Source organism: Paraherbaspirillum soli (genome assembly GCF_042654985.1).
Classification (GTDB): Bacteria; Pseudomonadota; Gammaproteobacteria; order Burkholderiales; family Burkholderiaceae_D; genus Paraherbaspirillum; species Paraherbaspirillum soli.
Window position 1 is genome coordinate 24844 of record NZ_JBHSMT010000030.1, and the last position, 25350, is coordinate 50193.

Genomic DNA, 25350 nt, shown 5'->3' on the forward strand with positions numbered 1-25350 from the left:
CCATGGAAAAAATCTTCTATGAATATCCGGCAGGGGCACCTGCCTCAGAACGTGTGTTGGCCGGCGTGGTTGCCTCCGGCGACCTGGAAGTCCTGCTGGAACCGCCGTCGGCAAGCCACGTCACCAGCGTCGCCATCAACACCTCGGTGCACGGCAAGAGCCGCGTCTGGCAAGCGCTTTTGACGCGCATTTTCGCCAGTGCGCAACTGCCGGCGGCCCGGATCGAGATCAATGATTTTGGCGCGACGCCGGGCGTGGTACGGCTGCGGATCGAACAAGCGTTTGAAGAATTGCATCATCCGCACCAGCGCGTGAACAGAAAATGAGGCATCCATGAACAGCGCGAAATCGTCATCACTGCTGCAACGCGACAGCTTCATCGAACTGGATGCCCGCAGCCGGGCCCGCACCTTGCTGGACGCCGGTTCGATGCACGAACTGATCGGCCCCTTCGATCGCGTCACATCGCCCTGGCTGGCCCTGCAAGGCGTGGTCGCGCAGTCGGATGACGGCGTGGTGGTCGCCAAGGGCACATGCGACGGCCAGCCATGCGTCGTATTGGCGATCGAAGGCGCCTTCCAGGGCGGCAGCCTGGGCGAGGTCGGCGGCGCCAAGATTGCCGGCGCCCTGGAACTGGCGGCCGCCGATAACCGCAAAGGCATCCCGACCACGGCAGTCATCCTGTTTGAAAGCGGCGGCGTGCGCCTGCAAGAGGCCAATCTCGGGCTAGCGGCGATTGCAGAAATCCATTCGGCCATCGTTGATCTGCGCCGTTACCAGCCGGTGATCGGCATCATTGCCGGCACCGTCGGCTGCTTCGGCGGCATGGCGATCGGCGCCGCCCTGTGCAGCTATCTGATCGTTACGCGCGAGGCGCGGCTCGGCCTGAATGGGCCGGCGGTGATTGAGCAGGAAGCTGGCATCGCCGAATGCGACTCGCGCGACAAACCGTTCATCTGGAGCCTGATCGGCGGCGAACAGCGCTACCGCTGCGGATTGGCCGACATCTATGTCGAAGACGATGCCCAGCACATCCGCAGCGTAGTCGGCGACTTGTTCCGGCGCGGCGTCCCGTATCAGCACCGCAGCGATCTGCACCAGGACTTCCTGCGCTGCCTGGCTGAAGTCGATACCAGCGCGCAGGCGACACCGGAAGCGGTGCGTGCGATTTACCGGAAAGGATTCTCAACATGAACCCAAGCATTGCACCGAGTCGCGGCGCACTCTGGTTTTCAATCTTGACCGGCGATGCCACGCCGATCGCAGGCTATCCAGCCTCGGTGCGGGTGGCCGACGCCGACCTGGCAGGCCGCAGAGCGCGTTACCTGGCAGTGGTGCCCGATCCTGCCAATCGGTTTCCGCGTGCGCGCAGCGGCGAAGTCGGCCTGATCGAAGGCTGGCAGCTGGCCCGGGCGGTACAGGAGTTGATGGCCGCCGACCGCGGCGCCGGCAAGACCCCCATCGTTGCCGTGATCGACGTCGCCAGCCAGGCCTATGGCCGGCGCGAAGAAGCTTTCGGCATCCATCAGGCGCTGGCGGCCGCCGCCGGGGCTTATGCGCAAGCCCGTCTGGCCGGCCATCCGGTGCTTGGCTTGATTGTCGGCAAAGCCATGTCCGGCGCTTTTCTCGCGCATGGCTACCAGGCCAATCGCCTGATCGCGATCAATGATCCCGCAGTGACGGTGCATGCCATGGGCAAAGAATCGGCGGCGCGCATCACGTTGCGTTCGGTCGATGCGCTGACAGCCCTCGCTGCGACCATACCGCCGATGGCTTACGACATTGCGAGTTTTGCCTCGCTCGGCCTGTTATGGCGATGCCTGACGCTTGACCAGCCGGCGCAGCCGTCCGCGGCCGATATCCACACGGTCGAGCACAGCTTGCGCGAGGCGTTGGCAAGCGTCAGGGCCGATCCCGGACGCGATCTTGGCAGTCGCCTGGATGCCAAACACCGCCGCGCATCGGTCACGGTAAGAGAGATGATGCGGACGCAATGGTCGCGTGACGACTCCCAAGCTGCAATGCAATTGCGGCTGGACTGAAGGACAGCACATCATGATCATTTATGGCGTGGCGCTACTCGCCATCTGTACCCTGCTCGGCTTGTTCGTGGGCGACCTGCTCGGCGTCGCGCTCGGGGTCAAGGCCAACGTCGGCGGCGTCGGCTTTGCGATGCTGTTGCTGATACTGATCGCCGATCGCCTGCAACGCACGCAGCTGCTGCCGGCTTCCATCCCCGGCATCGGCTTCTGGACTGCGATGTATATCCCCATCGTGGTCGCGATGGCGGCGCAGCAAAACGTGGTCGCCGCACTCAAGGGCGGACCGGCAGCGGTGCTGGCGGGCGTGCTTGCGGTGGTCGTCAGCTTTGCGCTGATTCCTGCCATCGACCGTATCGGCCGGGCCAAATCGGCCACTCAACTGCAGCCTGCCGACCAGACTGAACAGGAAACAGCATGAGCGCCATGCTGACCAGCCTGCTGGTCAAAAACGGCCTGCTGACCGCCTTTGCGGTGATCGGCATCACGATGTGGATTTCCTACTTCCTGTCGGCCAGACTGACGCGTGGAAAGCTGCACGGCTCGGCATTGGCAATCATGATCGGCCTGCTGCTGGCGTATGTCGGCGGCGTGCTTAGCGGCGGCAAGAACGGCATCGTCGATATCAAGCTGTTCAGCGGCATCGGCCTGATGGGCGGCGCCATGCTGCGCGATTTTGCCATCGTCTCGACCGCTTTCGGCGCAACCTTGAGCGACATGCGGCGTTGCGGCCTGAGCGGCGTCATCTCGCTGCTGGTCGGGGTGGTGCTGTCGTTCGTCATCGGCGCCGGAGTCGCTTACGCATTCGGCTATACCGATGCCATCAGCATGACCACCATCGGCGCCGGGGCGGTGACTTATATCGTCGGCCCGGTCACCGGCGCGGCGATTGGCGCGAGTTCCGAGGCGATGGCGCTCAGCATCGCCGCCGGACTGGTCAAGTCGGTGCTGGTGATGGTCGGCACGCCATTCGCCGCCAAATATATCGGCCTCGACAATCCGCGCACGGCGATGATCTTCGGCGGCATGATGGGCACCACCAGTGGCGTCTGCGGCGGCCTGGCTGCGCTCGATCCCAAGCTGGTTCCCTACGGCGCGATGACCTCGACCTTTTACACCGGCTTGGGTTGCCTGCTGGGGCCGTCGCTGCTGTTCTTCGCTACCAAAGCATTGGTGGGATAAGAGCGCTCTATAGCATGATCGGATATCACCTCCCTGACGCCGACCAGCACGCTCCGCGTCCACATGATTTGCTGTGGATCACAGATCCGGCCGCATTGTCGGTGACCTGTCCTCTGCCGCCGTGGGCGACCGCAGCATGGCTGGCCCGGGCGCCGCTAGTGATGCGGCGTGAACTGGTCAGCGACCCCGACTATATCCCGGTCGGGCTGCGCGGCACGCATCGCAGCCAACGCGCCAAGGCATATCTGGCGCGTCAGGCAGTAGCGCGTTGCGTTACGCCGGAACAGCTGGTCAGCGGAGCAGCCTGGCATAGGCATAGTCAATCTCGGCTGTGCGCCTTCCCTGCATTCAAGGCACTCGCTACCCTGGCGCCGTCGCTGCTGGCGTCCGGCCTGTGCTGGGGACCAACCGGCAGCGTCGGCTTTGCGCTTGCCAGCGGCTTGCCGGTGCTGCGCTTGGAGAGCGATCTCGATCTCATCGTGCGCGCATGCAAGCCGCTCAGCACCGCTCAGACGGCATTGCTGCTGGCACTGAGCGCAGCGTCAATTTGCCGCATCGATATCCAGATCGAGACCGGCCATGGCGCTTTCTCCCTGTCCGAATGGACCAATGGTCATCGGCGGGTATTGCTGAAGACCGACCATGGGCCGTTGCTGACCGAGGACCCGTGGCGCCAGATCGCTTAATAAGAGGCTATCGACAAATGCTCACGACGACAAAACTGCTCCTGAATGCAGTGTGTATCTGCGCCTTGCTGGCAGCTTGCAATGACAGCAGACACAACCGTCCCGTCACGTCACCAGCGCAGGCGGCTGGAATCATTGATCAATTTGAAGTCGTCTCCAGCGTGCCGGCATTCAACGGCGTCACTCCGCCTGGCGCGTCCGGCCCCTATCAAGTCATTACCGGCATCGTGCATGGCAAGCTCAATCCGAGCGCGCCGGACAACGCCGGCATCGTTGACCTCCAGCATGCGCCGCTGGATGCCGACGGTTATGTAGCCTACACCACCGACGTCGTGATTCTGCGGCCGCAAAACGCGCACAATGCCAGACGCGTGCTTTTTTACGATGTCGTCAATCGCGGCAACAAACTCGGCCAAACCGTCTTCATCGGCGGCGGCCCGCTGGTCAGCGGAACGACACCCGCGGCAAGCATGCCGTCGTTGCTGCAATACGGCTACACCATCGTCTGGAGCGGCTGGCAGGGAGACATCGCGCAGACCGGCAATGGCGCAAGCGCGGCAGTTGGCACCCGCTTCCCGAGCGTCACCCAGCCGGACGGCAGCGCCATCACCAGCCTGAGCCGAGAAGAGTTCATCCCCGATACCACGGCAGGACCACCAAACACCATTCCATTGAGCTATGCGCCGGCGTCGAGCGCGGATCGCTCCGAAGTCATTTTTACTGCGCGCCAGTCATGGCGCAATGGAGCCGGCCGACAAGACTACGCCGCGCCATCAGCGCCGGTAGACACCTGGAGCTATGTCCAGACTGCCAACGGTGCGACTGCTGTCTCATTCACACCGCCAGCCACCGTGCCCGGCCCCGGCGCCATCCCGGTAGCGCCGGATGCGGGAACCATCTACAGCTTCGTGTACCGCGCCAAAGATCCCAAGGTCAATGGGATCGGCTTGGCGGCGGTACGGGATTTGATTTCCTTCCTGCGCTACAACGCGCACGATGCGCAAGGCAATCCCAATCCTTTGAACGACCTGAAGACTGCCGCCTGTGCCGCCGGCGCAAATTGCGCTGACCAACCGACCACCAATGTCGACATTGCGATCGGCGAAGGCATATCGCAATCCGGCCGCTTCTTGCGTGATTTCCTGTACCTGGGATTCAACCGGGATGCGCACGGCAATAAGGTCTTCGATGGCTTGATACCCGTGATTCCAGGCGCGCGCAAAACCTGGCTCAACACCCGCTTCTCGCAGATCGGCCGCTGGTCGAAGCAGCACGAAGACCACTGGATGCCGGGCGATCAATTCCCGTTTGCCTATAACGTCATCACGGACCCGCTGAGCGGAATGACCGACGGTCTGTTGCGCAAGTGCACAACCAGTGACACCTGTCCCAAGGTCATGCAGCTGGACGGTAGTTTTGAATGGTGGGGCGGCCGCGCATCATTGGTGCTCACCGACGGCGCAGGCCGGGATGTGAGCTTGCCCGACAACGTCCGCTATTACCTGGTCGCCAGTACCCAGCACGGCGGCGGCGCCGGCGTCGCTTCCGGCGTGCTGACTTTGCCTCCGGCTGGCAGTCTGTGCCAGTTCCCGAACAATCCGGCAAGCCTGAACCCGGTAGCCCGGGCGCTGATTCCGGCGTTGGAAAGGTGGCTGACGCACGGCACGCCGCCACCGCCGTCCCGCTACCCGACGGTTGCCGCCGGCGAACTGGTCGCGACCAGCCAGACTGCGCTTGGCTTTCCCGACTTGAGCAATATCGTCGTGCCGAACGGCGTCAACGCTACGCCGACTGCGATCAGCCTGGCATACGACGGCAACGCGATTGTCAACCAACTGTTCGTGACCGATTACAGCAACGCGGTCCCGCTTGCCGATCTGTCCAGGCAGTACACCATCCTGGTGCCGAAGGTTGACCGCAACGGCAACGAGACTGCGGGCATCCTGGTGCCGGATCTGGCTGTGCCGCTGGCCACCTATACCGGTTGGAACCTGCGCACCAACGGCCATGCGGTCGGCGAGGCATGCAGCGCGGCCGGCGCGGCGATTCCATTCGCCATCAACCAGGCGGCCAAGACCGGCGGTGCGGACAGTCGTGCTGCGCTGGCCGATCTTTATAGCGGCCGGGCAGATTATCGAAGCAAGGTCAGCGCCGCTGCCAACGCGCTGGTCAGCCAGGGCTATCTGCTGCAACTGGACGCCGACAATGTATTCAGCGCCAATGCCGATCGCATCTCGGCTGCGCTGATTCCTCTGCCCTAGCAGCGCGTTGGCATAGAGACCGCAATGAGCATCCTGTTCACGTTCCCAGGCCAAGGCGCGCAGCAGCCCGGCATGCTCCACGCACTGCCCGATCATCCCGAGACCCGGCGCGCGTTGGCTGAGGCTGGCGACGTGCTTGACGCCGATCCCCTGCTGCTGGATACAGCACAAGCGCTGGCATCGACTTACGCGGTCCAGCTATGCCTGCTGATTGCAGGCGTCGCCATGGCCCGCATCCTGGGCGCGCAGCAAGCCGGCCCCGACATGGTCGCCGGCCTGTCGATCGGGGCCTATCCGGCGGCGGTGATTGCCGGTGCACTGGACTACGCCGACGCGCTGCGGCTGGTCGAGCGCCGCGCACGGTTGATGGAGAGCGCCTATCCGCGCGGTTACGGCATGGCGGTCATCAACGGCCTTGATCGAGATCAGCTGGCGCCATTGATCGCCCGGGTACACACGGCGTCGCATCCGGTCTATCTGGCCAATCTCAATGCGCCGCAGCAGATGGTGATTGCCGGCGCCGACCACGCCTTGCGCGCGGTCATGCTGCTCGCTATTGAATGCGGCGCGACCAGGGTCGAACGACTGGCGGTCAACGTGCCCTCTCATTGCCCGCTGCTCGATGCCGCAGCGGCCGCCATGACGACGGCTTTTTCCGAGATCGCGGTGCAGCGCCCGCAGTTGAGCTACCTGAGCACCGCTGCGATACGTCCACTTTCCGAGCCGACCCGCATAGCCGACGATCTGGCCAACAATATGGCGCGTCAGCTGCACTGGTCCGATACGGTCCGCCTGGCATGGGAACGCGGCGCCCGGCTGGCGTTGGAGATGCCGAGCGGCAGCGTACTGAGCGACCTCAGCGCGCCGATATTCACGGACGGCCTTGCCATCGCTTGCGACCATCATCGGCTCGATACGCTGCTGGCGCTGATCGCACGCGAGCGGTTGGCGTTGTAACCCGGCTGCGTCCAATAGGCTCCAACCTGCTGCACCAATAAAAAAGCCCCTTCTCGTTACCGAAAAGGGGCTTGCTCGATGACCGCGGTGTGCGGCCATCAGTTTGACACTATTGCAAAATTACTTCTGAATCCAGGCATCAGTCCAGTTGCTGCCGACACCCGGCTCGTAATGCGCCGGGGATTGACCGCACCAGCCCGAATTCGGGAACGGTTTGCACTCGTACGAATTGCCGTTATTGGTCACGACATCGCCTGCTGCATACGTATTACCAGCTTGGTACGCAGTACCGCCACCGGCAGGCGCCTTCGGCGTTACCGTCAATTTGAATTCGCCCGCACGCGTTTGACCTTTAGTCTCGCCTTCAGCGCTGGTGGCGACAACTCCGATGGTGTAAGTCGTGGTGCTGTCGACCAATCCCGGCACGATCAAGAAATCACGCTTGGTAGTAGGGGTACCGCCAACGTCCTTCGAAGCAGTCCATTTGTAAGAGACGCCGCCCTTGAAGCCCGAAGTGGCTGTGAGCTTGGCAGGCGTACCCGCCACCAGCGTATCCGGACCGGTGATCTTGGTGGTTCCGCTAGGAGGCGTACCGCCGTCGCCCGCCTTGGCCTTGACCGTCACGGTATGGCTGGCGGAAGACGATGCTTTGCCGTCGTTGGCCGCAACCTTGAAGGTAAAGCTGGTGTCTTTATCCAGGCTAGGCGCTGTGAAATTCAATGCAGCACCGTTACGCGTTGCCGTAATGCCTGCCGGCACGGTCCAGGTATAAGTCAGCGCATCGCCGTCCGCATCGCTTGAACCGGCTGCAGACAATGCGACGTTTTGCGCTGCGTTGGCCGAGGACGGACCGGAAATCTTGGCTACCGGAGGCTGGTTGACCGGTGGCTCAGTGCCGCCGCCATTGCCGCCGCCTTCGCCCGGGACGTTCTGGTCAATCGCAAAGTTGTATTCCTTGCCGCTGCCGAAGATCGAATTCTCGGTAGCGCTCTTGATCGGCACCACTTTGCCGTCGCTGCCCAATTGTCCGACCTTGACGCGGGAAGAATCATTATTCACTTTTTGCGCCAGAGCATAGATCCATTCTGCGGCTTTCATTTGGCTAGCGGCGACCGAAATGGTGTGCTTTTCGAGATCGCTGCCGCGGGTTTTGTCGAACACGCGCAGCGTGATTTCCATGCCAGCCTTGACTTCGCCGCCCTGGAGTGGACCCATCGCTTTCCAATTGGACGCCACGGCGCCGGCGACATCAACGTCGGAACAGGCATAAAACGCTTCATGGCTATCGCTACGTTGCCAGACGTTATAGATAACCCGCTTGCCAGTCATGCCGGCGGGAATCTTCACTTTCATTTTGGTATTGGTTTCGGCAGGCTGCTCGCCGACTTCGCCGATCAGTTGCAAATCATCCCAACGCAGGGCGCGGCTACCGTCGTAGCTATCTTTGCTGATGTAGTTTTTAAAATACTCGGTTGCGTGCGGCGCTGTCTGGAGATATTGCAGCTCTACCACGCCATTGGCGTCAGGGGTGATCGTGGTGCGCTTCCAGTCAGCGATCGAATCGAGGCCGTCGCGGGCGGTCTTGCCGCCGGCGCATAGCAGGCCGTCCGGCACTACCTCTTTGTGTTTGCCATTGGCGCTGCCTTGGGCATTGCTCATCCAATCATAAATAATGCCGTTACCGTTTTTCCCGATGACTGCCTTGCAGCCAGCAGTTCTCGGGCCTTCCGGATCGTCACTGGTCTTGCAATAATATTCACGGCTAGGAGGATTGACCATCGAACCGTGCGCGGAAGCCAGATTCGGCGCCAGCGACATCGCCACTGCCGCCAATTGGGTCAGTACGAGTACAGGTGCGACGGTGTTCAGCAATTTCTTTTGTTTGGGTGTGGATTGTTTCATTAGAAGCCTTTGGGAAAACGATAAAAATTGATCGGATACCTTGCGATGCCGACATTGACCCAAGGTCGTTGCGCGTCAGCCGGTACCGATGACGTCTCCGGAAAACCGCGGGCAACATCGCTCGCGCAGCGTTACATCTGTGTTCTCGGATAGCTGCATTTTTTCAGAGTCATCCCGGCAGCCCAATCATTCTCAAAGAAATCCAAATACCCGCTCGCAAACTGCTGCGCACATCAGGCATGCTCTTCTTCCCCCATGGCGTAGGCAGGCAGCACCAGCCGGAAACAGCTGCCGCGCCCGACTTCGGATGCGACCTCGACCAAGCCGCCATGCCGCTCCATCACCGTGCGCACAAACGGCAAGCCCAAGCCAACGCCGTTGCGCGCGCTCTGGCAGCGCTTGTCGACCTGGAAAAACGGATCGAACAATTGCGGCAACGCCTGCTCGGGAATGCCAATGCCCTGGTCCTGCACGCTAAGGCAAACATATTGTTGCGCCCGCTCCATCCGCAGCACGATGGCAGACCCCGGAGGCGAATATTTGACCGCATTGTCGAGCAGGTTGACGGTGGCACGCAGCAGCATGTCGTAATTGCCGCTTACCCAGAGATTGCCGCCATCGTCGTCGGGAGCCAGCAAGGCGATCTGCTTCTGGTCCGCGGCGCCGCCGATCTGGTCCAAGGCTTCGCTCGCCAGCTCATTCAAGGTGAGCGGTAAAAAGCTGGCCGGGTCCAGATGTTCGGCGCGCGACAATTGCATGAAGTCCTGTGCCACGCGCAGGCTGTAATTGGTCAGCCGCCGCAGATCGTCGAGGAAGGCCTCGCCGCCGCCCGACTCGCCCTGTCCGTCCTGTTGCTCGATCAGGGCCAGCATGGTGGTCAGCGGATTGCGCAAGTCGTGCGCCATATAGCGCAAAGCCTGACGATCGTTGACCACCGTTTCCTTGACGTCCTGGATATCGACAAAACTGATCAGCTTGGCAGCGCCATCGGCTTCATTCAAAAAGGCAAACGGCGTCACCAGCAGCAATTGTTCGCGCTCGCCCATCGTCACTTCCGACACACAGATGGCTTCGCCATCCTGGCTCTGCGCCCGGCAGCCGGCCGCCAGTCCCAGAATCGCCTCTTCGGCAACCCCGATCGAAGCGCCATCCGATGCATACGCTTTCAACATCGCATTGGCTTTGTCATTGCACAGCACGATCCGGCCGTCCTGCTCCAGGAAGATCGGATACGGCAGCATGTTGATCACGCCGGCATAGGCTTCCTGCCAGACGCGAATCTGGCGCATGGCTTGTTTGATTTCATGCAGGGGCTGCATCAGGTTGGCCGCGCCGTTGCGGTCGTTGACCTCGGACTGTGCGGCAAAACCCATGACACTGGAGAGTTGCCGCAGCTCGGCCAGTTCGTGCTTGAGCAAGCGATGCGTACCCGCCAGCCTGCGCCACGCATAAGCAGCGTAGACCAGCATGCAGCACACCAGCGTGGCGCTGACCGGCAGCCACACATGCTCGAACGCCAGCAGCGCCGTCGCGACCGCGAAATAGGCAACGATCCAGAGCAGCGCAAAACGATGCATGCGGCTGCCCGGCGCCAGCATGCAAATCAGCATCAGGCCCAGCACCACCGTCAGGCTGATGCTGCTCTTCCACCATTCCGGCACGCCGTGCATGACGCGCCCATCCAGCAATGCCTGCGTCACCAGCGCATCGACCTGGTTGCGGCTCATGCTTTGCTCGGACAGGGAAGAAGTATTAAAGCTGCCGGAGGCCTCGAACGCCTGATGCCCAACAAACACAATGCGATTGGCAAAGGCGGCAGCGGGAATCCGGCCCTTCAGCACGTCGACATACGAGTACTGGGCCAGGTCCATCTTGCTTGGCAGGATCAGCATCAATACATCCGCCATCTGCTGGGTCATCGACAACATCTGGCGCTGCGCCAGCAGGCGGATATCGCTGAACGGCAAGTGCATGCCCGCTACCCGGATCGCCTCCAGGGCGATGTGCGGCAGTTCGGCGCCGCCGCTGCTTTGATAGGGAAAAATCCCGCGCACCACCTTGAAGTTGCCGACCATGAAGTTGCGATGGCCAAGCGCCGCCACCGCTTGCGTCACCGCCGGTGTCGGCGCCAGCAGTTGCTTGTCGTCGGCCGCCGCGCTGCCGCCGCTGGAGGACATCGGCACCACCACCCGGCCATTTTTTGCGATCGCATCGGCCAGCGACTGGCCGGGCGGACTCGGGCTGACAAAATTCATATTGAACACCACGCTCCGCGCCCGCTGCAAATGCGCCAGCAGTTTGGCATGCGTGGCGCGCGCAAAGCTGTCGCGCTGTCCCAACTCGTCTATCGTCTTTTGATCGAGATTGATGACCGTCACCCGTTGCGAATTTGGCTGCGGCAGCAGGTCCAGGACGACATCGTGATGAATCCGGTCGATCGAGGCAAACATCGCTTCGGTGGCCGGTTGGGCGCCGATGACCGCGATCGCCACCACGCACAGCCCGAAGATCAGGTCGGTCAGACGTATGCGCGGCAGGGCTTGACGCAATACTGCGAACGGCATGGCTACAGTGGTGGTGTTGGACATGGATGGCTCCCCCTGATGGTCGCGTTGTCTGATCCGGGTCGATCGGGAACAGCGCTCATTCTGGGACAAATCCGAGTGCTTCCATAGGTGCCGGCATCCCAGATTCGGCGGGGCGAAATCTCATTTATTTGATAGGACAAATCCTATGCACATCCGCTTTAAGACTTTATTCAGATTTGTTTCCAGCGATCCGACAGTTCCCCACAATCCGTCCTTAGCAAGACACGCTCCGTGTGGCTTTGCATGACTTATAGCGCGTGAACCGCATCAATTCACGCTCCTTTCGACGCTTAACTGTTATGAAGATATTTATGAAACTTTCCTCACTCGCCATCGCAGCATCCTTATGCCTGTGCACTGCCGGCGCAATGGCAGCCGACGGCGGCAACATCAATTTCACCGGCAAGATCGTTGCCACCACTTGCGAAATCCCTAGCGGCAACATCGACGTACCGATGGGCGTCGTCACCAAAGACGCACTCGCCGAAGCCGGCACCGAAAGCGCTCCGGTGCCTTTCAAGATCCAGCTGAACAAATGCGACACGCAATTGGAAGGCGTCAGGGTGACATTCGAAGGCCAGACCGACGAAAACAATAGCGAATTGCTCAAGATCGGCACCGGTGCTCCTACCGATGCCGCCGGCGTCGCGATCAAACTCGCGGACAAAGACGACCACGCGGTTGCGATCAACTCGGAATCCCAGGAGTACCAATTGGCGCCGGGCGACAACAGCCTGGACTTCAAGGCCAACTACGTCTCCACCGAGACCGAAACGAAGGCCGGCGCCGCCAATGCGACTGCCGCCTTCAAAGTGACTTACCGTTAATTTCCCCGTTCTGCACAAGGAAGCGCCGGTGCGCCGGCCTTCCTCATTCCTTCCACCCGCGATGGCCTTGCCCATCCCGACATTGGAGCCACGACCATGAACACCCATCGAACACGGCGCTTGCTCGCCGGCTGCATCCTTTCCTGCTGTGCCATCCAGTCGGCCAGCGCCGGCGTTGTGGTCGGCGCCACCCGCGTCATTTTCGAAGAGAAACAACGGGAAGCGAGCGTCCCGATCAAGAATGCCGACAAGTCGCCGTTCGTGGTCCAGGCATGGGTCGATACAGCCGCCGAGAGCGATCAGAAAAAAGCCCCTTTCTTCGTCACGCCGCCGCTGTCGCGGCTCGATCCCGGCAAGGAAAACCTGCTGCGCATCATGCGCACCCGCAGCAATCTGCCGACCGACCGCGAGTCGGTGTTCGGCATGAACATCAAGGAAATCCCGGAGGCATCGGATAAGCAAAACGTGCTGCAGATCGCCATCCATACCCGCATCAAATTGTTTTATCGGCCGGCAGGGCTGGAAGGCAATGCCGCCGAAGCGGCGCAAAAACTCAGCTGGCAGCTGGTCCCGGCAGAAGGCGGCAAGGGGCTCGCGCTGCGGGTCCACAATCCGACGCCGTTCCATGTCACGTTCGCCAGCGTCAAGCTGAACGGCGCCGCGCACGAAGATCTGGACTTGGAAACCGCGCCGCCGCTGACCGATGTCAGCTACCCGGTCAAGAGCTTGAAAGCGATACCGGCGCAGCCGCTCAGCGTGAGTTTCCAGACCATCAATGACTACGGTGCGACCGGCAACGCCGCGCAGGCCGAGGTCCGCTCCGGCGCAGCTGCCGCAAAAACCGACTGATTCTCTCATTTTCCTTGGGCCGCCATGTACGCACTGCCTTCCCGTTTCAAACTCAGAGCCCTGGCGCTCTTGATCGCCATGCCGGCACTGCTGGCCGCCGGCAAGACGGCGCTTGCAGAGAATAAATTCAACGCCAGCTTTCTATCGTTTGGCGGCGGTCCTGCCGATATCGCGCTCGACACCTTCGCCAAAGACAACGTGGCGCTGCCCGGCGTGCATCTGGTCGACGTCACCATCAACGGTGAAAAAAGCGGTCAGCATGATGTCCGTTTCGAGGCTCCCGCCGACGGCAGCCACGGCGGCGCGCAAGCGTGCATGACATCCACCCTGGCGGCGGCGCTAGGCGTCAACCTGCCCGCCTACCCGCTGCTGGCGGCACTGGCGCCGGATGAGTGCGCCGATATCGCGCTCACCATGCCGGGCAGCCAGGTGAGTTTCGACCCGGGACCGCAGGTGTTGACGGTCACCGTGCCGCAAGCGTCGATGAGCAGCCAGCCGCGCGGTGCGGTGCCGCCCTCGCAATGGGACGAAGGCATCAATGCCGCCATGCTCGACTACCGGCTCAGCGCCGCCAAGAATCATCGCAGCGACAGCAGTGGCAACGGCGGTGGCGACGGGCCGGGGGTGCAGTGGTATGCCAGCCTGCAATCCGGCGTCAATCTCGGCCCCTGGCGCTTTCGCACCAGCAGCACCATCAACCGCGATGCCAGCGGCACCCACGGTCAAATGCTCAACAGCTATGTCCAGCGCGACCTGGTGTCGTTGCGCGGCCAGCTGACGCTGGGCGACAGTTTTACGCCGGGCGATGTGTTCGACAGCGTGCCGTTTCGCGGCGCCCAGTTCGCCTCCGACGACACCATGCAGCCGGACAGCCTGCGCGGCTATGCGCCGGTGGTGCGCGGCATCGCCCAGAGTTACGCCAAGGTCGAGATTCGCCAGAACGGCTTCCTGATCTACAGCACTTACGTCTCGCCCGGCCCGTTCGCGATCGACGACATGTATTCGACCACCTCCAACAGCGACATGGAAGTCACGATCATCGAAGCCGATGGCCAGAAGCGCACCTTCATCCAGCCCTACGCCAGCATCCCGACCCTGCTGCGTCAGCACGCATGGAAATACCGCGCCACGCTCGGTCAGCTGCGAGTGCCGGGCGCCAGCCGCAGTCCGATGTTCGTCAGCGCCAGCGCATCGCATGGACTGGCCAACGAAACCACCGTGTACGGCGGCATCTCGCTATCCCCGGTGCATACCGCGGCCTCGCTCGGGGTCGCCCGCAACATGGCCTACCTGGGGGCGGTCTCGCTGGACCTGACCGCCAGCCGTACCCAGGACAACAACGACAGCGGCCGCGCCGGTTCCGGGCAAGCGGCCCGCCTGATGTATGCCAAGGTGATCGATGCCAGCCGCACCGAGATCCGCGCGGCCGCCTACCGCTATAGCGGCAACTATCGCAGCCTGAGCGACGCGGTGCGTTCCGATCTGTCGCCAGCCGACGGTTTCGATCTGCGCAACCGCCAGAGCAAATTGGAAGCCACTGTGAGCCAGAACCTGGGCAGCCTCGGCTCGCTGTATTTCACCGGCAGCGAACAGCGTTACCTGAACCGCGACGGCAAAGACCGCATGCTGCAACTCGGCTATTCGACCAGCATCCAGCGCATGCCGGTCAGCCTCAATCTCAACTATGAGCACCGGGCAGACGGCAGCATCAACCGCCAGATAGCGCTCAACCTGTCGATCCCGCTGGGTCCGCCGGAATCGAGCACCACCTATGGCAGCGCCAGCTTCGTCAGCGGCAGCGGCCATGCGGAGCAACGGGTCGGCGTGTTCGGCACCGCGTTCGACGACAATCGCCTCAGCTACAGCGTCGATGGCAGCCGCTCGGCCGGCGACTTCAGCGGCGGCGCCAGCGCCATCTACCGGACCTCGGCCGGCCAGGCAACGCTGACGCATAACACCTCGCACGACAGCGCCCAGACCTCGCTCAGCGCGACTGGCGGCATGGTGTTGCATGAACACGGATTGACGCTCTCGCAACCGCTGGGCGACACCATCGCCCTGGTCCGCGCCGAAGGGGCCGCCGACGTCGGCATTCAGGCCAACGCAGGAGTCCGCACCGACAGCAGCGGCTACGCCGTGGTGCCGCATGTCACACCCTACCGCGCCAACCGGATCTCGCTGACCACCGGCGATCTCGACCGCCAGGTCGAGATAAAGAACGCCACCGCCAACGTGGTGCCGACCCGCGGCGCAGTCGTGATGACCCCGTTCGAAGTCGCGGTCGGCCGCCTGCTGCTGAACATCACCGGCCCGGATGGACAACCGGTGCCGTTCGGTGCGACGGTGCTGACCGACGATGGGCGCGAGGTCGGCATGGTCGGCCCGGACGGGCAAAGCTTCGCCACCGGCGCCGGGCAAAAAGGCACGCTGCATGTACGCTGGGGCAATCGTCCCAGCGAAAGCTGCTCGCTGTCGTTCGCCTTGGCGGACGCGGCAAAGAGCGGCCGCGACACGCTGCCCGAAATCGACGCGACTTGCCAACCAGCCGACCGCACCCTGACCCTCAACAGCACAGCGACAGACAAGGAATCAACACAATGAAGCAAACACTCTTCACTCTGCGCCGGGGCCTGCTGGCGCTGGCCCTTGGCCTGCTATCGACAGTGGCGCAAGCGCATTGCAGTAGCGCCCCGGACGACTTCAATGCGATCGGATTCGGCCCCATCATGGACAACGACGCGGCGCCCGGCGGCTTCCTGGCCGCGCGTGAATTGACCTTGCACATCACCTGCAATAAAGACGGCCAGGGCCGGGACCTGCCGAAAACATTAAACTTCGGCACCGATTTCAGCACCCTGCCCGGCACCGACCTGTGGCGCACCAATCTGCCCGGCCTCGCCATGCGGGTAACGCAGGATGGCAAAGTTATCAGCAATTTGAACGACGGCATATTCATGCAGCACCCTGGCGACGGCTCAACCAGCAACGTCAGGCTGTTGGTGACCCTGATCCGCACTGGCGTGATAACGCCGGGCCACGTACAAGGCTTGATACTGCGGGTCGATGCCGCGCCGGCCGGCGGCGAAGTTGGGCACAACATCGGATCGCTGCACGTCATCAACACTTACGTGCATGGCGTGGCCTGCAACGTCAACACCGATTCGAAAAACCTGGTGGTCGATTTTGGCGAGGTTCCGGCCGCCGGCTTCACCGGGCCGGGTTCGACGCCGGTCACGCGCAATTTCGAGATCGGCCTCAATTGCAGCGGCTACGGAGACGGCCATCCGACGCCGATGTCGATCAGATTCGTCGGCGCCGCGAGCGCCGACAACCCGGACGTTCTCAAACTGAGCGGCCCGAACGCCGCCACCGGCATTGGCATCCGCATACTGAAAGACAACGCGCCGCTGCCGCTCAACACCTGGAACAGTCTGGGCAATGTCAACAGCTGGGATATGCGGCTGCCGCTGACGGCCCAGTACTACCAGGTTGCCAGCCAAGTCACGCCGGGCGGCGGCAATGCCGCCCTGACGTTCTTGATCGACATGCGCTGAAGCAGCGATCCGCCGCGAGCATTTTTCAGGCCACCGCGCGTCCACTAAGCTTCGAGCCCAACTGCGCTGGGCGCGGCGTGATATCCAGCGTGCGCTTGGCGGGTTCGGCATGAGCCGATTGCACGTTGCCGAGCTTGAACAGGCTGACTTCCCGCGCCAGATTGGCAGCCTGATCCTGCAGCGATTCCGCCGCTGCCGCAGCCTGCTCCACCAAGGCCGCATTTTGCTGGGTCACCTGGTCCATTTGCGTGATGGATTGATTGACTTGTTCCAGGCCGATGCTTTGTTCCTTGCTGGCGGTGGCGATCTCGCCGACGATATCCGTGACTCTTTTGACGCTGATGACCACTTCATCCATGGTGGCCCCGGCTTGCTCGACCAGCTTGCTGCCGACGCCGACCTGATCCACCGAATCGTCAATCAGGACCTTGATTTCCTTGGCTGCGGTGGCGGAACGCTGCGCCAGGTTCCTGACTTCAGAGGCCACCACCGCAAAACCGCGGCCTTGCTCGCCGGCGCGGGCCGCTTCCACCGCGGCGTTGAGGGCGAGGATATTGGTTTGAAAGGCGATGCCGTCGATCACGCTGATGATGTCGACAATCTTTTTGGACGAATCGCGGATCGTGCCCATGGTGTTGATCACTTGCGACACCACGGCGTTGCTTTGAGCCGCCACGCCCGAGGCGGTCACGGCCAGTTGATCGGCCTGACGCGCGTTGTCGGCATTTTGTTTGACGGTGGAGGTCAACTCTTCCATCGCCGAGGCGGTTTCTTCCAGCGAACCGGCCTGTTGTTCGGTCCGGCTCGACAAGTCTTGATTGCCGCTGGCGATCTGGCTGGAGGCGGTGGCGATGGCATCGGCCGCGGTCCTGATATTGCCGATGGTGCGCAGCAGCGAGTCGCGCATCGACTTCATCGCATACACCAGGCTGTCGTCGTCGCCCGGGCGAACGTCTATGCTCAAGGTCAAATCGCCGGCCGCGATGCGGTTGGCGATATCTGCCGCCTGACCCGGGTCGCCGCCTATCGTGTGCAGGATGCTGCGGTTGGAATAGATAACGAAAGCCACCAGTGCCGCTGCCACCACCAGCAGGATCAGGCCGGCTTGATACAGCGAGCGCATGAATGCCGTGGTGATGTCATCGACATACACCCCGGTCGTCACCACCCAATCCCACGGTTGATAGGCCAGCGCAAACGAGGTCTTGGGCACCGATGCGGTGGAACCGACGCGCGGCCAGACATAGTTGATGAAGCCGCCGTCCGGCTGGCTGCCGGCCTTGGAGATGGCGACAAACAGCAGATTGCCCTCAGGGTCTTTGAAATCGCTCATTTTTTTCCCGTCCAGCTCCGGCTTGATCGGGTGCATCACCATCACTTCGCTGGAGGTGGAAATGGAAAAATAGCCGTCTTTACCGTAGCGCATGGCCTTGATCCGATCCAACGCCTGCTTTTGCGCATCGCTCTTGCTCAAGGCCCCGCTAGCCGCCAGCGCGCCGTATTCCTTGATCACGCTCATCGCCACGCCGGACACGTTGACCAGGTCGTGTTTGCGCTCTTCGAGGCGGATAGCGCGAGATTGATAAGCATTGAAGACCGATACCGCCAATAGTGCAACCAGGCTAATGATCAGGGGCAACCAGAGTTTCTGGACAAAGCTCAGTTTATGCATGTGGGAATCTCCAGTTTTTTCTTGAGCAATTATTAATAGGATGGAGCGTTGGCGCGCCGTTAATGAAAATCTGGCAAGCGTATGCCGTGCTTTCCTTGGTGTTAACGGCAGGAAAGTGGAAGAACTTTAGGGCGCTTCTAAAAACCTACTGCAGGGTTTAGCAAGCTCGCCAATCTCGGGGCTGCAGAGGTGACATATTCGTCACCGTACCTCCGTACGGCTGCGCTTCTCTCCCCGACCTTGAGCCGCTCGCTACGGTTTTTCGAGATGCCCTTTAATCATGGAGGGCTGGATCGGGGAAATTCATTGTGGGCTGCTTGCCCAGTAGACATAAGTCCCCTCTGTCTTTATGCTGCGGTGCTTGCAAGCAATGCGCTTTGGCACTTGGCCGAGTGGCGTTGCATAGAAACCGTTAGTAATCAGGAGCACGCATGCCGTCTTGGCACTTAGTGGACGCGGCGGAAATTGCCGCAAAAAACAAATACACCTTTTATAAGCCTTCCGATGAAGTCATAGCAAAAATTGCTGTCGGCGAGGTTGTAAAGCTGATATTCGCTTTTGAAAGCGATGATCCGGAAGCGCCGGGCGCTGAGCGCATGTGGGTACTGGTCGATTCGATTGAAGGAAATGGCTGCTTCAGCGGACGCTTGAATAACGAGCCATACCACATCAAAGACATCGCACTGGATGACCCCGTCAGCTTTCGGGACATTCACATCATCAACACCAAACACGATGATGACGACAACATTGTTGAAAAATATATTCCACGCTGCTTCGTCACCAATCGCATTCTCAAGGACGGTTTAAAGATCGGCTATTTATACAGGGAAGAACCCGATAACGAGCAAGATAGCGGTTGGCGTATCTTGGCTGGCGATGAATCGGATGAATATATGGATGATGCGAAAAACATCGCATTTGTCTCACTAGGAGCGGTTTTGAGTCGCGATGACTCAATCTTGACGTTGCTTGACTCCGCCATCGGTGCGGCCTTTGAGCGCTCGTCCGATAGTGCAGAATTCGTTGCTGTCAACAATGCGTGATTAATCGGCATAGTTTTCCTATGCCCCCTATCTTTTAACAAAGAAACCAATGCACTAGTGCGCCGCCTGCCCAGTAGACATACACCTTTTCTGTCTTTATGCTGCAATGCTTGCAAGCAATGTCCTACTGCGCCCAATTGCACAGTAGAAGTGCCGGCAATTCAGGAATATTTTTTGAATTGATGTAACTAACCAGTTGGCTTTTTCAGGACTCATCATGCAGAACACCATGGTCACTACGGCACTTGAATTGCCTGGCTACACGATCGTCAAAAACATCGGCCCCGTGCGCGGCATTACCGTCCGCTCCCGCTCCATCGTCGGCAATTTTTTCGGCGCGCTGCAATCCCTGTTTGGCGGCAACATCACGATCTATACCCAACTGTGCGAGCAAGCGCGATCGGAGACCTATCAACTGATGTGCAAACACGCCCAACAAAGCGGCGCCAATGCGATTATTGCGATGCGCTACGACGCCACGGAATTGATGGCCGGTTTGACCGAGGTGCTGTGTTACGGCACGGCGGTGGTTGTGGTGCCGAACGATCAACGGACATAGCAAAAGGAGGCAGTCGTGACGAATCGTGCGAGCGGAACGTTTGAAGTGAAATTGAATCCTCAGCCGCAGGAAGACCAGGTCGGCGATCCAAGCATCGGCAGGAGGTCGATCGACAAGCAATTCCACGGCGAACTCGACGCCAGCAGCAAGGGCCAGATGCTGGCCGCCGGCACCGAGGTCAAAGGCTCGGCCGGTTACGTCGCGCTTGAGCGGGTGGTCGGCACCTTGAATGGCCGCAGCGGCAGCTTCGTGCTACAGCACAGCGGCACCATGACGCGCGGAGTACCGCAACTGCTGATCACGGTGGTCCCGGATTCCGGCACCGCTGAACTGCTTGGGCTGGCAGGCAAGATGGCGATCAACATCGTCGATGGCAAGCATTTTTATGACTTCGAGTACACGCTTGCTGCAGCCCCATGAGATTAGGCCGCATGTCTGTTGTACTACCCTTGCTCATACACGGGCCTCCGTGAAGAGAATATGACGACCGCACTGCTTTGCCTTGGAACATTGATGCTTGCGTATCAGGTGCGCGTTTCCTGGATGATCATCCGCTGCGATTTTTACATCAGGAAGCAACAGCATTTGCAGCTCGCGCTGATTTGGCTAGTGCCGGTGGTCGGCACAGTGGCGGTGCATTGGGTCTATCGGCTCCAAGCGCAAGAGCCCGTAGCTCCCACTGGACGCTACGGAGAACAGCTGAGCAGATCCGAATTCGATCCTGAACTAAAAATTTTCAATGACTGAGCTAGCTCGACATTCAACCCGGACGCTAAAGTGCACCAGTCAACTTAATTATTGAGAGTACGTATGGGAGCATGGGGAACAGGTCTTTATTCGGACGATACGACATGCGAGGTTCGTGATGCGTTCAAGACCCATTTAGAAGAAGGATTGAGCCATTCCGAAGTAGAAAGTGAAATTCTCGGACGCTTCGACGAGGTTTTGTCCAACCATCAAATTGAGTGCCTCGTGTACTTTGGACTGGCCGAAACACAATGGAGATTTGGCTGTCTGAGCGCCAACGTAAAAGCGCATACACTCGCCCTTCTGAAAGCAGGCGGTGATGTGAGGTACTGGCAAGAGGATGCGCCATCTGAGGTTCGTGCAAGAGCCAAAGTTCTAGCCGCGCTGAGTAGCAAGCTACAAACTCCACAGCCGCCATTGAGGCAGGTCAAGCTAAAGCCACAGAAACCTCCGAAGAAACAGCTGGACTCGCCAATTGGCGCTGTTTTCAGTATCCCGCTCCCGCTCGGAAACATCGCACTGCTCAAATTTGTTGGCTTGCGCCCGGCTGGAAAACGGGATGAAGCAGTATTTCGGCTGCTGCCGTGGATAGGCGATACATTGCCCGAATCATCGATACTTGACCGCATTGCAGATCAAGCCGTAACCGTCTGCGAACACCATGAGTTCTCTTTTTTCTTGAACGATCGCAGAAAAAATCCAATTCATCACCTGCAGCCAACCGACATCGTTCTGACAACCACAATTCCTCCGGATTACAGCAGGTATGTATCCATTAACATGGAATCTTTTGCCGCGAAAGCTCAACATTCGTTAGAACTCACTCCATGGAAAAACTGTTAAGCGCGGCGCTACTGCAGGAAATCGTGCCGCATCCGCAGCACGGCGGCCGTCCGACAAATTCCGGTATTTCAGTCTCGGAATCGCTAATCCGCCGAGGGCATTGGAGCTACGACCGCGAATCCATCTTTCCCAAGTCTGTAATCATTGCCGATCCCACACAGCAAAATTACGCGATGTATCCGCGCAACTACTACGTAGATATGCTGAAAAAATGCCGTACCTGCCAACGGCCTTTCATCTTCTTTGCCAAAGAGCAGAAGCATTGGTTCGAAACATTGAAATTCTATGTCGATGCCGATTGCGTCACTTGCCCTAGGTGCCGCCGAGACACGCAAACCGAGCGACGTCGCCTGCAGCGCTATTCAGGTCTTGTTGCCAAAGAAGGCCATTCCCGCAAAGAGTTAATGTTCCTGGTTGATGACGCCATCTATCTTCTCGCGCGAGGCGTGCTGCGCGACCTGCATCGTTTGGGCCGAATCAAGAACCAGGCTTTGCGACAAATACCTGAGTACTCGGGAACTGCGGTTCTTGTCCAGGCAATCAAGCGCGCAAGTGGTGCGACCGACGATGCGCACCAACTCAAAATTTGACTCAATACGAAGCACCAGCCGCACTGCCGGATGCCGGCTTGAAGGTATTGACGAGATCAAGCGCCGCATTGCGCAATAAGCTGGTATCGGCCCCAACCGCCAGCACGTTGCAGCCGCCAGCCCGATAGGCCGCAGCCAGCGTCGAATCGGCACAAAATATGCCGGCGGCCTTGCCTGCCGCCCGGATCGTCGCAATAGCGCCTTCAATCGCCGTCTTCACTTCCGGATGCGCAGTCTGCCCGGGATGGCCCATTGACGCAGCCAGGTCGGCCGGGCCGATGAATACGCCGTCCACCCCTTCCACTTGTAGAATCGCGGCCAGATTCGCTATCCCGGTACGGGACTCGACCTGGACCATCAGGCACATTTCGGCATCGGCCTGGGCCAGATAGTCGTCAATGCCGTTCCAGCGCGCACCGCGTTCTAGCCCGGTACCGACGCCGCGCATGCCGTTCGGCGGATAGCGCATGGCGGCTACCAAGGCCTTCGCTTGGGCGGCGCTGTCGACCATCGGCGCCAGCAAGGTCTGGACGCCGATGCCCAGCAGTTGCTTGATCAGCGCGCTGTCGTGCTGCGGCGGCCGCACCACGGCCTGCACCGGGTAGGCGGCAATCGCCTGCAGTTGGGCCTGCACCGAACGCAGATCGTTGGGGCCGTGCTCGGCGTCGATCAGCAAAAAATCGAAGCCGCAACCGGCCAGGATTTCAGCGGCAAGCGGATGGGCGAGACCGAGAAAAAGACCCAGCTGCAAGTGCTGATCTTTGAGTCTCTGCTTGAAACCATTACGCGGCATGTCCATAGGGAAAAATCCTCAAACGAAGCGAAACGCAATTTGCCCGAGCCGGCCGTAGTCGGCCTGGAAAGTATCGCCGACAGCAGCCGGCACCGGACGCGTGAACGAGCCCGCCAGCACCACGTCGCCGGCGTTGAGCTGTTCGTCATAGGGCGCAATTTTGTTGGCCAGCCAAGCCACGCCAGTGGCCGGATGGTTCAACACCGCTGCCGCCAGTCCGGTTTCTTCTATCACACCGTTTTTGTAAAGCATCGCACCGGCCCAACGCAAATCGACGTCGTGCGGCCGCACCGGACGACCGCCAAGCACGATGCCGGCATTGGCCGCAAAGTCGGAGATGGTATCGAACACCTTGCGCGGCGTTTTTGTCTCGCCGTCAAACTGCTCGATCCGCGCGTCGATGATCTCGATCGCCGGCGTCACATAGTCGGTAGCTGCCAGCACGTCAAACAGTGTAATGCCCGGCCCCTTGAGCGAACAAGCTAGGATAAATGCCAGTTCGACCTCTATCCGCGGTGCGATGAAGCGCGCAAACGGGATGTCGCCGCCCTGCTCGAAAAACATATCGTCCAGCAGCGGCGCGTAATCCGGTTCGGTGATTTGCGAAGACAATTGCATCGCGCGCGAGGTCAGGCCGATCTTGCGACCTTTGACGACACGGCCCTCGGCCAGCTTGAGCTGGAGCCATGCGCGCTGGATCGCATAGCCATCCTCGATAGTCATGCCGGGATGCGCGCTCGAGAAATGGCGCAACTGCTTGCGCGTCCGCTCGGCTTCATGCAATTGCGCGGCCAGTTTGTGGATGGTACTTGGTAGAAGCATGGGGCTTTCTTTCGGGTTAGTGGACTGTAACAGTGGATTCGGGAGTGAAAGGCGCGTACCCGGCGTGCAGGGCAAGGCGCTCATGCCTTGCTGTAGCGCGCGTGCAGGTTGTTATGTTTCCAGCTGCCGCTGGACTCGCTGAATTCGGTGATCTCCAGCGACAGCGCCAGGCCCATCTGTTGATACAGCACGGCGAAGTGGGTTTTGAGCACTTCGAACAACGCATCGCCGGTGCGGCGCTTGACCGGTTCGCTGCGGCCTGCGGCAATCTTCAGCGTGGCGTGGACGAATGCCGCATCGGCAGCACCGTCGGCAATGCAGTAGTAGTCGGCGGCGATGGCCCGCACCCGGACTCCGCCGATCGGATACACCGGCTTGCCGTCCGCTTGCTGGGCGATCAGGCAGGCCGCCAGTTGGGCGCATAGGGTTTGCAGGTCGCCGTCGGCGCTCAGGTTGGCTGAGTATTCCAGCGTTAGATGGGGCATGGCAGTCCTTACGTTCTTAACGGTGTAATCGGAAAAACGGCATTGATCTGGCCGGTGCCGGAACTGCCGAAATACGGCGTGATGATTTCGGCGCGCTGGTCGTAAGTGCGTCCGCCCAGCAAGCCGAGCAGCATCGCGGTGTCGTGCATGCCGCCCTCGCCCCAGCACTTGTCGTTATACATCGGCAGCAGGTCGAGAAAGGTGCTCCAGTCGCCCTGCTGCCACAGCTCCACCACCCTGCGATCCATTTGTTCCAGGAACGGGTCCCATACCTTGTGCATGAAATCCGGCGCGGTGCCGTTGTCGGCAAAGTGGTGCGACAGCGAACCGCTGGCAAACACCGCCACCGTGCCGTCGTAGTGCTGTTCGATCGCCTTGCGCACGGCGAGGCCGAAGCGCTCGCTCTCCGCCAGCTGGTGCCACATGCACCAGCCCGAGACGCAGACCACCTTGAAATGCTGATCGCTGTTCATGTAGCGCATCGGCACCAGGGTGCCGTATTCCAGTTCCAGCGTGGTTGCGCTGTGTGCTCGGCTCTTGACACCCATCCGGTTGGCGGTGTTGCTGATCAAGTGGCCCAACTCTGGGTTGCCCGGATAGGCATAGGCCAGGTTCTTGATGAAATGCGGCAGCTCGTTGCTGGTGTAGACGCCTTCAAAACGGGGCGCGCAGTTGATGTGGTATTCCGCGTTGACCAGCCAGTGCACGTCGAATACGACGATGGTATCGACCCCGAATTCGTGGCAACGGCGGCCGATTTCAAGATGGCCGTCGATGGCGGCCTGCCGGCAGCCTTTATGCGGGCCGTCCAGTTCGGACAGGTACATCGACGGAACGTGCGTAATCTTGGCGGCAAGAGCCAGAGTGCCCATCATCTCTCCTTTTAAGCGATCTCTAATTTCGCTTGGATTTCACGGTCTTATAAATTCGATCGCGCTTTTAATCCCT

The 25350-nt window shown here is 60.5% G+C and carries 25 protein-coding genes; 18 read left to right on the forward strand and 7 right to left on the reverse strand.

All coding sequences use genetic code 11. The features are described 5' to 3' along the window. Positions 1–2 precede the first annotated feature (2 nt). From ACFPM8_RS20110 to mdcH, 8 genes are read left to right on the forward strand one after another with little or no spacing between them, the layout of a single operon-like run. Entirely contained in the window at positions 3–326 is a 324-nt protein-coding gene (locus ACFPM8_RS20110; protein WP_379000317.1) for a malonate decarboxylase subunit delta, read from the forward strand. A gap of 7 nt (positions 327–333) precedes the next feature. After that, positions 334–1194 carry a biotin-independent malonate decarboxylase subunit beta gene (locus tag ACFPM8_RS20115; protein WP_379000319.1) on the forward strand — a complete coding sequence of 287 codons (861 nt, stop codon included), beginning with the start codon at positions 334–336 and terminating at the stop codon, positions 1192–1194. After that, positions 1191–2042, forward strand: coding sequence for a biotin-independent malonate decarboxylase subunit gamma (gene mdcE / locus ACFPM8_RS20120; protein WP_379000321.1), 852 nt, complete (start codon positions 1191–1193; stop codon positions 2040–2042). The genes ACFPM8_RS20115 and mdcE overlap by 4 nt, the downstream gene beginning before the upstream one ends. 13 nt (positions 2043–2055) lie before the next feature. Continuing rightward, the gene (madL, locus tag ACFPM8_RS20125; protein ID WP_379000322.1) at positions 2056–2460 is read left to right on the forward strand and encodes a malonate transporter subunit MadL; all 405 of its coding nucleotides are present in this window, start codon (positions 2056–2058) and stop codon (positions 2458–2460) included. Then, positions 2457–3221: a malonate transporter subunit MadM gene (gene madM, locus ACFPM8_RS20130; protein WP_379000324.1), complete on the forward strand. Its 765-nt coding sequence runs from the start codon at positions 2457–2459 to the stop codon at positions 3219–3221. The genes madL and madM overlap by 4 nt, the downstream gene beginning before the upstream one ends. A gap of 14 nt (positions 3222–3235) precedes the next feature. Continuing rightward, positions 3236–3907 carry a malonate decarboxylase holo-ACP synthase gene (locus ACFPM8_RS20135; RefSeq protein ID WP_379000326.1) on the forward strand — a complete coding sequence of 224 codons (672 nt, stop codon included), beginning with the start codon at positions 3236–3238 and terminating at the stop codon, positions 3905–3907. 17 nt (positions 3908–3924) lie between these two features. Further along, a complete protein-coding gene (locus tag ACFPM8_RS20140) occupies positions 3925–6168 on the forward strand; it encodes an alpha/beta hydrolase domain-containing protein (RefSeq protein WP_379000328.1) in 2244 nt (747 codons plus the stop codon). Positions 6169–6192: 24 nt separating this feature from the next. Beyond that, positions 6193–7125, forward strand: a complete 933-nt coding sequence (gene mdcH / locus ACFPM8_RS20145; RefSeq protein ID WP_379000330.1) for a malonate decarboxylase subunit epsilon — start codon at positions 6193–6195, stop codon at positions 7123–7125. 120 nt (positions 7126–7245) lie between these two features. Here the strand turns inward: mdcH and ACFPM8_RS20150 are convergent, their stop codons facing one another. Beyond that, entirely contained in the window at positions 7246–9027 is a 1782-nt protein-coding gene (locus ACFPM8_RS20150) for a lytic polysaccharide monooxygenase (RefSeq protein ID WP_379000332.1), read from the reverse strand. 233 nt (positions 9028–9260) lie between these two features. Next, entirely contained in the window at positions 9261–11615 is a 2355-nt protein-coding gene (locus ACFPM8_RS20155) for an ATP-binding protein (protein ID WP_379000334.1), read from the reverse strand. Positions 11616–11926: 311 nt separating this feature from the next. Between ACFPM8_RS20155 and ACFPM8_RS20160 the strand changes: the two genes are divergently transcribed. The 4 genes from ACFPM8_RS20160 (at position 11927) to ACFPM8_RS20175 (ending at position 16845) form a co-directional block, all read left to right on the forward strand. Beyond that, the gene (locus ACFPM8_RS20160) at positions 11927–12442 is read left to right on the forward strand and encodes a fimbrial protein (RefSeq protein ID WP_379000336.1); all 516 of its coding nucleotides are present in this window, start codon (positions 11927–11929) and stop codon (positions 12440–12442) included. 96 nt (positions 12443–12538) lie between these two features. After that, the gene (locus ACFPM8_RS20165; protein WP_379000338.1) at positions 12539–13291 is read left to right on the forward strand and encodes a fimbrial biogenesis chaperone; all 753 of its coding nucleotides are present in this window, start codon (positions 12539–12541) and stop codon (positions 13289–13291) included. Positions 13292–13315: 24 nt separating this feature from the next. Then, positions 13316–15892 carry a fimbria/pilus outer membrane usher protein gene (locus ACFPM8_RS20170; protein WP_379000340.1) on the forward strand — a complete coding sequence of 859 codons (2577 nt, stop codon included), beginning with the start codon at positions 13316–13318 and terminating at the stop codon, positions 15890–15892. Beyond that, on the forward strand, positions 15889–16845 hold the full coding sequence (locus ACFPM8_RS20175; protein WP_379000342.1) for a fimbrial protein: 957 nt from the start codon (positions 15889–15891) through the stop codon (positions 16843–16845). The genes ACFPM8_RS20170 and ACFPM8_RS20175 overlap by 4 nt, the downstream gene beginning before the upstream one ends. Positions 16846–16870: 25 nt before the next feature. Here ACFPM8_RS20175 and ACFPM8_RS20180 read toward each other — a convergent pair whose 3' ends face one another. Continuing rightward, positions 16871–18517 (reverse strand): methyl-accepting chemotaxis protein, encoded by a 1647-nt coding sequence (locus ACFPM8_RS20180; RefSeq protein ID WP_379000344.1) that lies wholly within the window; start codon positions 18515–18517, stop codon positions 16871–16873. A gap of 431 nt (positions 18518–18948) precedes the next feature. On the opposite strand from ACFPM8_RS20180, the gene ACFPM8_RS20185 reads away from it, so the two are divergent. From ACFPM8_RS20185 to ACFPM8_RS20210, 6 genes are all read left to right on the forward strand, one after another. After that, positions 18949–19563: an immunity protein Imm33 domain-containing protein gene (locus ACFPM8_RS20185; RefSeq protein WP_379000346.1), complete on the forward strand. Its 615-nt coding sequence runs from the start codon at positions 18949–18951 to the stop codon at positions 19561–19563. Positions 19564–19780: 217 nt separating this feature from the next. Further along, positions 19781–20122 carry a YbjQ family protein gene (locus tag ACFPM8_RS20190; protein WP_379000347.1) on the forward strand — a complete coding sequence of 114 codons (342 nt, stop codon included), beginning with the start codon at positions 19781–19783 and terminating at the stop codon, positions 20120–20122. A gap of 15 nt (positions 20123–20137) precedes the next feature. Beyond that, on the forward strand, positions 20138–20542 hold the full coding sequence (locus ACFPM8_RS20195) for a DUF3224 domain-containing protein (RefSeq protein WP_379000348.1): 405 nt from the start codon (positions 20138–20140) through the stop codon (positions 20540–20542). 60 nt (positions 20543–20602) lie between these two features. Next, on the forward strand, positions 20603–20869 hold the full coding sequence (locus tag ACFPM8_RS20200; RefSeq protein WP_379000350.1) for a hypothetical protein: 267 nt from the start codon (positions 20603–20605) through the stop codon (positions 20867–20869). A gap of 63 nt (positions 20870–20932) precedes the next feature. Beyond that, positions 20933–21712, forward strand: coding sequence for a hypothetical protein (locus ACFPM8_RS20205; protein WP_379000352.1), 780 nt, complete (start codon positions 20933–20935; stop codon positions 21710–21712). Next, positions 21697–22302, forward strand: coding sequence for a zinc-ribbon domain containing protein (locus ACFPM8_RS20210; protein ID WP_379000354.1), 606 nt, complete (start codon positions 21697–21699; stop codon positions 22300–22302). Before ACFPM8_RS20205 ends, ACFPM8_RS20210 begins: the two co-directional genes overlap by 16 nt. A 1-nt stretch (position 22303) precedes the next feature. Here the strand turns inward: ACFPM8_RS20210 and ACFPM8_RS20215 are convergent, their stop codons facing one another. The 4 genes from ACFPM8_RS20215 to hpaD form a co-directional block, all read right to left on the reverse strand. Further along, positions 22304–23101 carry an aldolase/citrate lyase family protein gene (locus tag ACFPM8_RS20215; RefSeq protein WP_379000356.1) on the reverse strand — a complete coding sequence of 266 codons (798 nt, stop codon included), beginning with the start codon at positions 23099–23101 and terminating at the stop codon, positions 22304–22306. A gap of 12 nt (positions 23102–23113) precedes the next feature. After that, positions 23114–23917 (reverse strand): 2-oxo-hept-4-ene-1,7-dioate hydratase, encoded by an 804-nt coding sequence (hpaH, locus tag ACFPM8_RS20220; protein WP_379000358.1) that lies wholly within the window; start codon positions 23915–23917, stop codon positions 23114–23116. A gap of 80 nt (positions 23918–23997) precedes the next feature. After that, positions 23998–24402, reverse strand: a complete 405-nt coding sequence (locus tag ACFPM8_RS20225; RefSeq protein WP_379000360.1) for a 5-carboxymethyl-2-hydroxymuconate Delta-isomerase — start codon at positions 24400–24402, stop codon at positions 23998–24000. An 8-nt stretch (positions 24403–24410) separates the two neighbouring features. Beyond that, positions 24411–25274 (reverse strand): 3,4-dihydroxyphenylacetate 2,3-dioxygenase, encoded by an 864-nt coding sequence (hpaD, locus tag ACFPM8_RS20230; protein WP_379000363.1) that lies wholly within the window; start codon positions 25272–25274, stop codon positions 24411–24413. Positions 25275–25350: the final 76 nt, after the last annotated feature.